A 12382-nucleotide genomic window follows, 5' to 3' on the forward strand; every position below is an offset into this window, starting at 1 on the left:
CACAAGCATGAAAGCTAGGTATCAGTACAGATTCTATCCAACAGACCAACAACAACAGAGTTTAGCTCAGTTGTTTGGATGTGTTCGAGTTGTCTGGAATGACGCTTTAGCTATCTGTAAGCAATCCGAAAAAATACCAGGGTACAACAAACTCTCGGCAATACTTACCCAATCTAAAAAGACTGATGAAAGAAAATGGCTATCTGATGTTTCTTCAGTGCCACTACAGCAGTCTCTTAGGCACTTAGATGTAGCTTACAAAAACTTTTTCAACTCCATTAAGGGCAAGAGAAAGGGTAAAAAAGTTGGTATTCCTAAATTTAAGAAGAAAACCAACTCGCAGTCAGCAGAGTTCACCGCATCTGGTTTTTCTATAATAGAAATGGTCGGCATGGGGCATCAGCACGACCTTAAACGGACGGGGAGCGACCATAAGACTACGAAGAGTAGCTAGTTGCTGTGAACCGTCAAGAATCACCGACGTTCTACGTCGGTGAGTATGTCAAAAGATTTAGGCTACGAAAATGAAATTATTATTGATTTGGCTGATTAAAGGTTACAGAATGTTTATCTCGCCGTTGTTTTTGCCAACGTGTCGCTTTCAGCCGACTTGCTCGATGTATGCTATTCAAGCAATTGACAGATTTGGTGTGTGGCGTGGTGGTTGGATGGCTATTCGGCGGATTTTGCGTTGTCATCCATTCCATCCAGGTGGTTATGACCCAGTACCCGAAGTAAAATCGACAGCTACAGAAGACTGCTGTCATCACTGATTAGTTGAAGATGATCAGCGAATCTTCATTTAAATTAGAGAACAGAGAATAGGGAAAAATTATATTCTCTGTTTTCTATTATAGATTAGCTTTAATTATGTCCAGTTTGCTTAATGGGTAATTCCACAATAAACTCTGTACCTTTACCAGGTTCAGATTTACAGTAAATCTTACCTTCATGTTTATCTGTGACAATTTTGTAGCTAATGGAAAGACCTAACCCAGTACCTTTACCAACCATTTTAGTAGTAAAAAATGGGTCGAATAAGCGAGCAATTACTTGTTCTTCCATACCTAGTCCGTTGTCGGCAATCCTAATAGAAATCCATTCGTCGTTGAGCATTGAGGTAGAGATACGGATTTCGCTAGGCTTGAGTGCCAGCAATTCTGGAGAAGTATTCGCATTGCGCTCTTCTAATGCGTCAATAGCATTAGATAACAAATTCATAAAGACCTGATTTAACTGGCCAGGGTAGCATTCTATTAAAGGCAAATTACCATAGTCTTTGCTGATCTGGATAGTATAGTTATCAGTAGAAGATTTTAAACGATGTTGCAAAATCATTAATGTACTATCTATACCTTCATGAATATTTGCTACTTTAAATTCGGCTTCATCAAGACGGGAAAAATTTCGCAAAGAAGCAACAATTTCGCAAATTCGCTCAGTGCCAACCTGCATAGACTGAAATAATTTTGGTAAATCGTCGAATAAAAACTCTATTTCCGCTTTTTTGAAAAACTCTTTGATTTCTGGAGCAGTATCAGAATGATAATAGCGATACAGTTCTACACAACGCAATAAATCTTGGGTGTATTGATGAGCGTGTTGTAAGTTGCCGTGAATGAAATTAATTGGGTTATTAATTTCGTGGGCGACTCCTGCTACTAGTTGCCCTAAACTAGCCATTTTTTCTGCGTGGATAATTTGCATTTGGGCAGTGCGTAGCTCGTTGAGGGTATGAGCAAGTTGATTGGCTTCTTCACGGGTTTGACCCAGCAAACTCGATTGTTGGAATAAGTTGGCCTGACGCAGGGCGACGCTGATTTGCGCGGCTACTTGGGTGACAAATTCTAGTTCCCCGTCTTCCCAATTTCGAGCATGGGTGCATTGATGAATACATAACAATCCCCAAAGCTCATCTCCTTCCATTAACGGCACGACAATCTGTGCTTTGACTTGAAATCTTTCGATAACATCCAGGTGAGGTACTTTAGTACCAACACTATTGACATCAGAAATTACTTGTACTTTCCCTTGGCGATATTGTGGCGCGAAATGATCGCCAAAACAATAATCTTGCACTTTGACAGCTAGGGCAGAATCAAATTTGTGGACTACATCTTCAGCGACAAATTCACCACTACAAAAACCGACATCAGGATCAAAGCGGAAGATGCCAACTCGATCTGCTTCGAGCATTCGCCGCACTTCTTGTACTGTAGTCTTTAAGATGGTTTCTAAATCTAAAGATTCCCGAATTTTGACAACTAAATCAAATAAAATCCGTCGCTGTTCTGCTGACTGCTGTAGTTCATTAGCACGAGTTTGAACTTGGGCCATTGTTTGGGAGCTTTGTAGTGCTACTCCTAGTTGGCTAGCAACTTGTCCCAAAAATTCTACTTCGACGTTATCCCATTGACGCGGTGCAGAATGTTGATAAGCCGCTAACAATCCCCAGAGATTTCTGCCGACAAAAATGGGGGTTAAAGCATAAGCACGAATCTTGAATTGTTCTAAAACCTCGAGATGACAACGCGAGTGTCCGGCTTGATAGATGTCATTGACGGCAAAATTTTCGTTGTTGCGGTAGCGACCGCCTCTGGTTTCTTGGAGGTGGGTATCTTCCCAAACGAGATTTTTGCCAAAAGGATTGATACTATCCCATTGTGCTTCTACCATACCGAAATGACTGACAAATTCACCACTCCAGTCTGAATTAAAGCGATAAACACCGACTCGCTCAACTCGCAAGAGTTTACACACTTCTTGACAGGTTGTTTTCAAAATTAAATCAATGTCTAGAGAAGAGCGGATTTTGCCGACAACTTCTGTCAGAGCGCGTTGGCGAGCGATCGCTTCTTGCAAGGCTATGGCTTGTTGTTTTGACTGTGCCAAGTTTTCGGCTTGCTGAATTGCCACTCCTAACTGTGCGCCTACTTGTCCAAGAAACTCGACTTCGTAATTTGCCCATTGGCGTGGGCCAGAGTGTTGATAAGCGGCTATTAATCCCCATAATTTTGTCCCGGTGAAAATGGGAGCTAAAATGTAAGCCCGAATTTTGAATTGCTCTAAAACATCGAGATGACAACGTGAGTGTCCGGCTTGGTAGATATCGTTGACTGTCAAAGTTTCGTTATGGCGGTAGCGTCCGCCTTTGGTTTCTTGGAGGTGGGTATCTTCCCAAACCAAATTTTTGCCAAAGGGATTGATTCTATCCCATTGCGCTTCCACCATACCGAATTGGCTGACAAATTCACCACCCCAATCTTCATAGAAACGGTAAACAGCTGCTCGCTCTAGCTTCAGAAGCTTGCACAACTCCTGACAGGCTGTGTTCAAAATGATTGCTGGGTTCACAGAAGAGCGAATATTGCCGACTACCTCTGTTAAAGCTCGCTGACGCGCAATCGCATCTTGTAATTCGTTGGTGCGTTGTTTGGTTTCTTCTAAAATTTCTGCCTGCTGCATAGCCAAACCCAGATTGGTCGCAGCTTGACTGATAAATTCAGTTTCGTGGGCATACCACTGCCGTGGTGACGAGTGTTGATAAGCAGCTAGCAATCCCCAGAGTTTTGCGCCAATAAAAATCGGCGCGATCGCATAGGAGCGAATTTGAAACTGTTCTAATACCTCAATATGACAACGTGAGTGTCCTGCATCATAAATGTCATCTACCGCAAAGGGTTCGTTTTTACGGTATCTGCCTCCTTGGGTTTCTTGCAAATGAGAATCTTGCCATACTAAGTCTTGCCCAAAGGCTGTTAATGTATTCCAGGGTGATTCTGCAAAACCAAAACTATTGATAAAACTACCACTCCAGTCAGGATTAAAGCGGTAGATTGCGACTCGTTCAATTTTCAATTGCCGACAAATATCTTGACAAGAAGTCGCACACAAAGACGCTAAATTTATACAAGCACGGATTTTCGCTAAAATTCTGGTCAAAATCTTTTGATACTGCAATACTAGTGCCAATTTTTCATGACATTCCTGCTGCTCTAGGCGGTGTGAAATTTCAAACCCATTGGTTGTCATAAATTCTAGTCAACAATCATACTTTTTGTTAGTGTTCCCTTGTTTATTTCTCTATTTACAAAGCTGAACAAAAACTTTAGTCAGCTAAATATAATGATTGCGTTAAGGCTGTAAAAATTAACCTGTGACTGACATTAAGTATAGTATTTAAGCGATTCCCAGTTAAGTGAGGTACAGGTAATGTTTTGAAACGCAGAGGGTCGCAGAGTTAAGCGCAGAGGTACGCAGAAATTTGTACTTCAGCAGACTAGGAAACGCTATATACTCGATTAATGAATAAATAGTGGAAGCAGATAGTAGGCACTCAGGAATAAATTTGTTGATTGTTCATTTAGGACTGCTAGAGGTTGTTTTTTGGCTAATGACTGACTTTTTAAGCAAACAACAAGAGTATTTTACTTAGTTGAAATATGCTGTAATTACATGAGTTTTTCAATATATTGATGGACAATACAAAGCAAAAAAGTAGATTATTACTGATGTGTAATGAAATATTTTATACGAAAATATTGATTACAACATTCTATCGATGGTGCGATACTGAATTGCTTCTGCCACATGGTGGGCTTGCAGGTCATCTTCCCCAGCTAAATCTGCAATGGTACGAGCAACTTTGAGAATGCGATCGCTAGCTCTAGCGGATAAACCCAGTTTTTTAATAGCGGCTTCTAATAAACCACGACTACTATCATCTAGCTTGCACCATTTTTGTAGATGACGGCTTTGCATTTGGGCGTTACAACGCAGACTTGGTTCAGATTGGAAGCGGGAAATTGTGCGATCGCGCGCTTGCTGGACTCTTTCTCTGACGGTGACGGATGACTCGCCTGTAGGTTGTTGAGTAATTTCTTCGGGTTTGAGTCGATTTACGGCTACCTGCAAATCAATTCTATCCATCAATGGCCCGGAAAGCTTTGACCAATAATGTTCTCGTTGTCTGGGTGAACAGGTACATTGTTGAATCGTATCGCCGTAGTAACCGCAAGGACAAGGATTAGTACTGGCTACTAAAGTAAACTGTGCTGGAAAAACGACTGATTGCTTGGTGCGAGAAATCGTCACATAGCCATCTTCTAAAGGCTGACGCAAAAATTCTAAAACATCCCGTTTAAATTCCGTGAGTTCATCTTTGCATTTTCTATAGTTATTTCTTATAACCCTTGCAAAATAAGCTTTGTAGCTGTATGTCATTCATATAAACGATAAACAATAGTTTTTTCTGTATATTTCTCTCACATTCAAATAAACTATACAATTTTGAAAAATCTGTAATTGACATTAGCTTCTGAATTGATTTATACCAGGGTAGGTAGTGATGATAAAAATGCTACCGCAATTCATTTACTACCCTGGAAAATACAAATGGCTCAAGAATCTGAGTGGAAGACTAGAAAAGACAGAATTGACAAAAAGCTGCGCTCGTTAAATCCTAGCTGGACAATTATTAAATACACCAACACTTTAGATACGACTTTACTGCAACGCCATGCAGTCGAAGAGTATCCCACAGCTAGTGGCCCTGCTGATTACGCCTTATTTGTCAATGGTCAACTGTTGGGCATAATTGAAGCAAAGAAAGTCGCGATCGGCGCACAGAATGTTTTGGAACAGGCTAAACGTTATTCGCGGGGAGCTTTGAATGGAACTGGAAATTGGCGAGACTACCGAGTTCCCTTCCTGTATTCAACAAATGGTGAGGTAATTTATTTTCTTGATGTCAGAGCAGAACAAAATATTAGCCGCAAAATATCAAACTTTCACACAGCAGATGCCTTAACAGAATTATTTGAAAAAAATTCAGCAGCCAGCTACTCCAGATTAACAAGTCTTCCAATTGAATCAATTGAGAATATTCGCCCTTATCAAATAAGAGGAGTAGCCGCTACAGAAGCAGCAATGATGAAAGGTCAACGTGCCATTTTGATTGCTATGGCAACAGGTACTGGAAAAACCTACATGACAGTTGCCCAAATTTATCGGCTGCTGGAAGCTAAGGTGGTACAGCGTATTTTATTTTTAGTTGACAGAAGAGCATTAGCTGCCCAGGCAGTTAGAACGTTTGCCTCTTTCAACACACCAAGAGGAAATAAATTTAATCAAGAGTACGAACTTTATAGCCAAAGGTTCCAGCGAGAAGATTTCGCTGATGATGAGAAATTTAATTCTCAAATTTTGCCCAGTTCATACTTAACATCCCCTCAAGGAACCCATACATTTGTCTATGTTTCCACTATTCAAAGGATGACAATCAACCTATTTGGTACAGGTAGTGCTGATGCTTCCGAGGATGGAGATATTGAAGAAGAAGCTGATGCAGAAAAACTGGATATCCCGATTCACGCTTTTGACTTAATTATTGCTGATGAATGTCATAGGGGTTACACCTCCAAGCAAACAAATGCTTGGCGAAATACTTTGGACTACTTTGATAGCATCAAAATTGGATTAACAGCGACTCCTGCTGCTCATACTGTTTCTCTCTTTAAAGAAGTAGTTTTTCGTTACACTACAGAAGAAGCTATAGCAGATGGCTATCTAGTAGATTATGAGCCAATTTATATTTACTCTAATATTCGCATTAAGGGTGCGTTTCTTCGTGCAGGGGAACAAGTAGGGGTGATTGACACAGCAACAGGACAAGAAGCTTATGACCAATTAGAAGATGAGCGAGAATATTCTACAGAAGAGATTGAGAAAAAAATTACAGTACCCGATAGCAACCGCAAGATTATTCAAGAGATTGCTCAATATGCTTATAAGCATGAGGGAGAAACAGGACGTTTTCCTCGAACTTTAATTTTTGCAGTTAATGATTTACCCCACCAATCTCATGCTGACCAGATTGTCAGCATTTGCAAAGAAGTATTTGCAAAAGGTGATGATTTTGTTCAGAAAATCACAGGCAGTCCCAGTGTAGACAGACCATTGCAAAAGATACGTGAGTTTCGTAATCGTCCGCAGCCGAAGATTGCTGTAACGGTGGATATGCTTAGTACAGGTGTAGACATCCCAAGCATAGAATTTATCGTGTTTATGCGTCCAGTTAAATCTCGGATTCTATGGGTACAGATGTTAGGTAGAGGAACTCGTCTGTGCGAGGGGATAAACAAAACACACTTTAAAATATTTGATTGTTTTAATGGAACACTTATTAAATATTTTGCTAATACTACAGACATTAGGATTGAACCACCACGTAAAGACCCAGTTCCCATAAAAAAATTAATTAATAACATTTATCAAAATCTTGACCGAGATTATAACGTTAAAACTTTGGTTAAAAGATTGTGGAGAGTTGACCGAGGTATGAGTGGGGAAGCGAGGCAGATGTTTGCTAACTATATTCCTAATGGAGATATAGGTCAATTTGCAGGTGAGTTACCACAAAAGCTTAAAACAGATTTTACTAATACACTTAATTTATTAAAAGATAATGGTTTACAAGACTTATTAGAAAATTATCCAAGAGCTAAATCAGTTTTTATAGTTGCATATGAGCAAGAAGATAGTGTCTCCTCTGAAGTAATTATTCAGGGTAAAAAACCAGAAGATTATTTAGACAGTTTCTATCGTTTTGTACAAGACAATATAGAACAAATAGAAGCAATACAAATTTTATTAAAACGTCCTAGTGAGTGGAATACTAATGCTCTAAATGAACTCAAAGAAAAGTTAACACGTAATCAATTTCGTGAACAAGACATCCAAAGGGCGACACAATTAGTGCATAATAAAGCTTTGGCTGATATTATCTCAATGATTAAACGGGCTGTTAATGCTCAAGAACCTATTTATACAGCAGCAGAGCGTGTAGACAGAGCCATTGCGTCTGTTAGCTTGGGCAAGACATTTAATAACGAGCAGCAGCAATGGTTGGGTTATATCCGAGAACATCTGGTGCAGAATCTAACCATTGAAATTAATGATTTTGAATATGCACCAATTTTTGAGAGAGTTGGAGGAATTGGAAGAGTAAAAAAGGTGTTTGGAAAAGGATTTAATGCTTTAATTAACGAAATTAATGCTGCAATTGTAGCTTAGAAATATTAAATGATATTTTATAATATAGGATTTTTCATGATGAAAAGTAAAAAAGATAAATTAACACAATGGCCTATTCGTTGTGAGCATTGCGGGAATAAGACACTAATGGAAATAATTAGTGAAGGAGATTATCAAAAATATACGTATGTAGATTCTGATGGTTCAGATTACGAAGGTCTAAATTATGAGATAAATACTTATTGCTGTCCTAATTGCAAACAGTTCAATATTGTGCAATATTATCAAAAATTTGATTTTTATTCTGAAGAAAATATTGAACAATATGGGTGGAACGCTCAATACTTATATCCTTATCGCAAAGAATTTGCTGATTCTTCTAATGAAGCCAAAAATATTAAAGACATATATAGAGATGCCGAAATAAGTTTTAAAATTGAGCTTTATTCATTAAGTGTAATAGCCTGTAGAAAAACAGTGGAATTGTTATGCTCATACTTTGATAATGAACAATCACAATCATATAACTTAGTGCGAAAGCTTGCAATAATGCGAGATAAAGGTATTATTGATAATAAATTATATGATTGGGCATATTTTTTAAGAATTTTTGGTAATGAAGCAGTTCATACTAATAAAAAATTTTCAAAAGAAGATGCTAAAGATATCCTTGATTTTACATATGTTTTAGTTGAGTACTGTATAGATTTTGATTATAAATTTACAAAATTGCTTGAAAGAAGAGGAAAATCTAAGCCATTATTAGATAATAATGTCAATACTTTAACGGAAGAAGTCGTTAATATACTTGTGCAGTCCTTAAATGCTGGGGAAGCATCAGTACGCTATTATGCAGCTAGTACATTAGCACAAATAAACCTCGAACTTGATAAAATCATACCAGTATTGTTAAATTTAACAGACAGAACTAAATTTAGCCCTAACGCTATCAATTGTTTAAAATCTATTGGTCTGAATGCTATTCCAGAATTAATTAAAGCTTTAGAAACAAATAGTAGCCATAATGTTCGTGCTGCTGCTGCCACTATATTAGGGGATTTAGGAAATAATAATATTGATGTAATGACATCTCTTGTTAAATCCTTGAAAGATACAAATGATGAGGTTCAGTATAAAGCCGCTATGGCTCTTGAAAAAATAGGTGTTGATGCTATCATTACATTTGCTCAAAATGTATAATAGCTAAGTTAGAAGAATCAGTTTACTCTTAGCTTGGCTAATTTTCCTTTATATTAATAAAGTTAACCACTGTGTCCGACATTGTAAATAAGCTTTGGGGCTTCTGCCATACTCTTCGTCATGATGGAATAGACTATGGTGATTACATTGAACAACTTACATATTTGCTATTTCTTAAAATGGCAGATGAAAAAGGTATTGATATTCCAACACAAGATGGCATTGAGTATGACTGGAACAGCCTTAAAAAACGTTCTGGTACTGACTTGACAGACCATTACCAAACATTATTACAAGTAATGCGGCAAGCACCTGGGATTTTAGGTGATATTTTCGCTCAATCCATGCCCCGATTTAATAATCCTGTCAATCTCAAACGCATCATTACAATGATTGATGAGGAAGAATGGACAGCTTTAGACGTAGATGTAAAAGCGGCGGCATTTGAAGGTTTATTAGAAAAAGCAGCAAGTGAAGGTAAAAAAGGTGCCGGACAATATTTTACACCGAGAGTTTTAATTCAATCTATTGTCAGGGTAATGAAACCTGACCCTAGAGTTAGCCCTGATTTTAAAATTTGCGATCCAGCCTGTGGGACTGGTGGCTTTTTGGTGTCTGCTTATCAATGGTTATTGGATATCAGTGGTGGAGCCTTTGAGCGTAGTATAGTTCCGCGGATAAAAACTCAAACCTATTATGGTCAAGATTTAGTTCCCCGCCCTAGACGATTGGCGTTGATGAATTTGTTTTTACAAGGTCTACAACCAAGAATCTATTTAGGTGATGCAATCTATGAAGCTGATAAAGGCGAAAAATATGATTGTATTTTGACAAATCCACCATTTGGAACTAAAGGAGCAAACCAAATACCCGATAGAGATGATTTCACGATTGCAACGAGTAACAAGCAATTAAACTTTGTTCAGCACGTTGTGAGTATCCTTAAGTCTGGGGGTAGAGCAGCGATGGTTTTACCTGATAATTGTTTATTTGAGGGTAAAGCAGGTGAGGTATTTAAGTTATTAATGGAAGATTGTAATTTACACACCATTTTGAGATTACCGAGAGGAACTTTTACACCTTATTCTCAAGGAGTAAAAGCAAATGTAGTTTTTTTTCAAAAAGGTTTCTCAACCGAAAATACTTGGATATTTGATGCACGTTCTAATGTCCCAAGTGTAACTAAAAAAGAACGTCCGCTAACTCTTAAGCATTTTGCAGAGTTTGAGCAATGTTACGGTGATGATCCTAATGGAAATAGTTCAAGAAAAGATGTAGGAGTTGAAACCCGATTTAAATGCTTTAGTATTCGTGAAATCCAGAATCGAGATTATAAACTTGATATTACTTGGCTGAAAGATGAAAGTTTAGAGGATGGAGATAGTTTGCCAGAACCCCAAGATTTAATGAGTGAAGCGATTATGCAATTGGAAGCAGTTGTTGATGATTTAAGAGATATCTTCCAATTAATTGGAGCTAGTGGAGAGGATTCATAATGAGCCTTGTTGTACCATTCGACGAGATTTTTGCACAAGAAATAGGGTTACTCGCTAAACATCATACTTGGGAGAGAGTTGAAATTAAACTAGTTGCTGAAATTATTAATGGTTTTCCCTTTAAATCTAGCCTTTTTTCTAAAGATAAAGGCTTTCCTATAATTAGAATTCGTGATATATCATGCAGTAAGTCAGAAACTTATTATATAGGGGAATATGTTGAAGAATATGTGGTTTTATCAGGCGATTTACTCATTGGAATGGATGGTAATTTTATCTGCTGTGAATGGAAAGGGGAGAGAGGGTTATTAAATCAACGAGTATGCAAAGTAATAACTAATGAAAAATACTTAGTTAAAAAGTTTCTACTTTATGGAATTAATGGCTATTTAAGTGCTATTCAAAAAGCTACCTCGTCTGTTACGGTTGCACATTTATCATCTTTAGATATTGTAAAGATTCCTTTTCCGCTCCCTCCTCTCAAAGAGCAACAGCGCATTGTAGCAAAGCTAGAAAAACTATTAGCTAAAGTTGATACCTGTAAAGAGAGACTCGGCAAAATTCCTGCTATCCTCAAGCATTTCCGCCAATCCATCTTAGCTGCTGCTTGTTCCGGCCGCCTCACTGCTGATTGGAGGGAGGGTAATCCTGATGTAGAATCAGCAGAGGAATTGTTAAAAAATATTAGATACGAGCGTCGAAATGTATGGGAAGAAAATCAGTTAAGTAGGATAAAATTAAAGAAAAAACAGCCTAAAGTTGATAATTGGAAACAAAATTATCAAGAGCCTGCGTTCCCAAAAATAGAAGAAATTTTTTTTGAAATACCAGAAAGTTGGTGCTATTCGTTTATAGAAATTTTGCTTTCTACGACTAGAAAGGGTATGAAGACAGGCCCTTTTGGAAGCCTCCTTAAAAAGCATGAGCATCAAACAGAAGGAGTTCCTGTCTTAGGAATAGAAAATATAGCTGCAATGGAATTTATTCCTGGAAGCAAAATACATATAAGCAAAGAGAAAGCAAATGAATTATCAGAATATGATGCCAGACCAGGCGATGTTTTAATATCGCGTTCAGGAACAGTTGGTGAAGTTTGTGTTGTACCTGAAGGGTTAGGCGAAGCAAGAATATCAACCAACTTAATGCGTATAAGCCTAGCTCCTAATGGATTAGTGCCTGCTTTTTTTTGTATGCTTTTTAACGGTTCTCCATTTGTTTTAAATCAAATATCTGAATTATGTAAAGGCAGTACACGAGATTTTTTAAATCAGGAAATCCTTTCATCTATAATTTTTCCGATCCCCCCTCTTTCCGAACAACAAGAAATAGTCAATCGAGTACAAACCTTATTTAAAATAGCTGACCAAATCGAACAACGCTACCAAAAAGCTAAAAGCTACGTTGATGGCCTCTCCCAATCTATCATTGCCAAAGCCTTTCGTGGTGAACTCGTTCCTCAAGACCCCAATGATGAACAAGCTTCCGTTTTACTGGAACGCATCAAGGCTGAATGGGCAAAGCAAGAAGGCAAGACTAGAGTGGTTAAAAAGTCTAAGTCCACAGGTAAAATTACAGGATCAACTAAAAGTAAAGTTAAGAAACAAAACTTAAAAATAATACAACCAAAATTGCCAGGATTTTGAATAATTTGC

Annotated in this window: 7 protein-coding genes and 1 pseudogene; 6 read left to right on the plus strand and 2 right to left on the minus strand. The window is 38.0% G+C overall.

The annotated features are described in order from the left end of the window. The first annotated feature begins 7 nt into the window (after positions 1-7). Both H6G69_RS07150 and yidD read left to right on the plus strand, forming a co-directional pair. Positions 8-454: a helix-turn-helix domain-containing protein gene (locus H6G69_RS07150; protein ID WP_190683826.1), complete on the plus strand. Its 447-nt coding sequence runs from the start codon at positions 8-10 to the stop codon at positions 452-454. Between the two features lie 70 nt (positions 455-524). Next, positions 525-773 carry a membrane protein insertion efficiency factor YidD gene (yidD, locus tag H6G69_RS07155; RefSeq protein WP_190683829.1) on the plus strand — a complete coding sequence of 83 codons (249 nt, stop codon included), beginning with the start codon at positions 525-527 and terminating at the stop codon, positions 771-773. A 91-nt stretch (positions 774-864) separates the two neighbouring features. On the opposite strand, the gene H6G69_RS07160 is transcribed toward yidD, so the two are convergent. Continuing rightward, positions 865-4032, minus strand: coding sequence for a GAF domain-containing protein (locus tag H6G69_RS07160; RefSeq protein WP_190683832.1), 3168 nt, complete (start codon positions 4030-4032; stop codon positions 865-867). Positions 4033-4545: 513 nt separating this feature from the next. Continuing rightward, positions 4546-5160, minus strand: a pseudogene (locus tag H6G69_RS07165) (ATP-binding protein); the annotation flags it as partial. Between the two features lie 234 nt (positions 5161-5394). On the opposite strand from H6G69_RS07165, the gene H6G69_RS07170 reads away from it, so the two are divergent. The 4 genes from H6G69_RS07170 to H6G69_RS07185 all read left to right on the plus strand — a co-directional run bounded on the left by H6G69_RS07170 (position 5395) and on the right by H6G69_RS07185 (position 12373). Continuing rightward, on the plus strand, positions 5395-8073 hold the full coding sequence (locus H6G69_RS07170; RefSeq protein WP_190684348.1) for a type I restriction-modification enzyme R subunit C-terminal domain-containing protein: 2679 nt from the start codon (positions 5395-5397) through the stop codon (positions 8071-8073). A 36-nt stretch (positions 8074-8109) separates the two neighbouring features. Continuing rightward, the gene (locus H6G69_RS07175) at positions 8110-9234 is read left to right on the plus strand and encodes a DUF4145 domain-containing protein (RefSeq protein ID WP_190683835.1); all 1125 of its coding nucleotides are present in this window, start codon (positions 8110-8112) and stop codon (positions 9232-9234) included. A gap of 71 nt (positions 9235-9305) precedes the next feature. Beyond that, a complete protein-coding gene (locus tag H6G69_RS07180) occupies positions 9306-10730 on the plus strand; it encodes a class I SAM-dependent DNA methyltransferase (RefSeq protein WP_190683838.1) in 1425 nt (474 codons plus the stop codon). Next, a complete protein-coding gene (locus tag H6G69_RS07185) occupies positions 10730-12373 on the plus strand; it encodes a restriction endonuclease subunit S (protein WP_190683842.1) in 1644 nt (547 codons plus the stop codon). Before H6G69_RS07180 ends, H6G69_RS07185 begins: the two co-directional genes overlap by 1 nt. Positions 12374-12382 lie beyond the last annotated feature (9 nt).

Source organism: Nostoc sp. FACHB-110 (assembly GCF_014697425.1).
Taxonomy (GTDB): domain Bacteria; phylum Cyanobacteriota; class Cyanobacteriia; order Cyanobacteriales; family Nostocaceae; genus Nostoc_B.

Excerpts from the sequence above, each read along its gene's own strand:
- yidD (WP_190683829.1), top strand. The coding sequence starts at position 525 with ATGAAATTATTATTGATTTGGCTGATTAAAGGTTACAGAATGTTTATC.
- H6G69_RS07185 (WP_190683842.1), top strand. The coding sequence starts at position 10,730 with ATGAGCCTTGTTGTACCATTCGACGAGATTTTTGCACAAGAAATAGGG.
- H6G69_RS07175 (WP_190683835.1), top strand. The coding sequence starts at position 8,110 with ATGATGAAAAGTAAAAAAGATAAATTAACACAATGGCCTATTCGTTGT.
- H6G69_RS07150 (WP_190683826.1), top strand. The coding sequence starts at position 8 with ATGAAAGCTAGGTATCAGTACAGATTCTATCCAACAGACCAACAACAA.
- H6G69_RS07160 (WP_190683832.1), bottom strand. The coding sequence starts at position 4,032 with ATGACAACCAATGGGTTTGAAATTTCACACCGCCTAGAGCAGCAGGAA.
- H6G69_RS07170 (WP_190684348.1), top strand. The coding sequence starts at position 5,395 with ATGGCTCAAGAATCTGAGTGGAAGACTAGAAAAGACAGAATTGACAAA.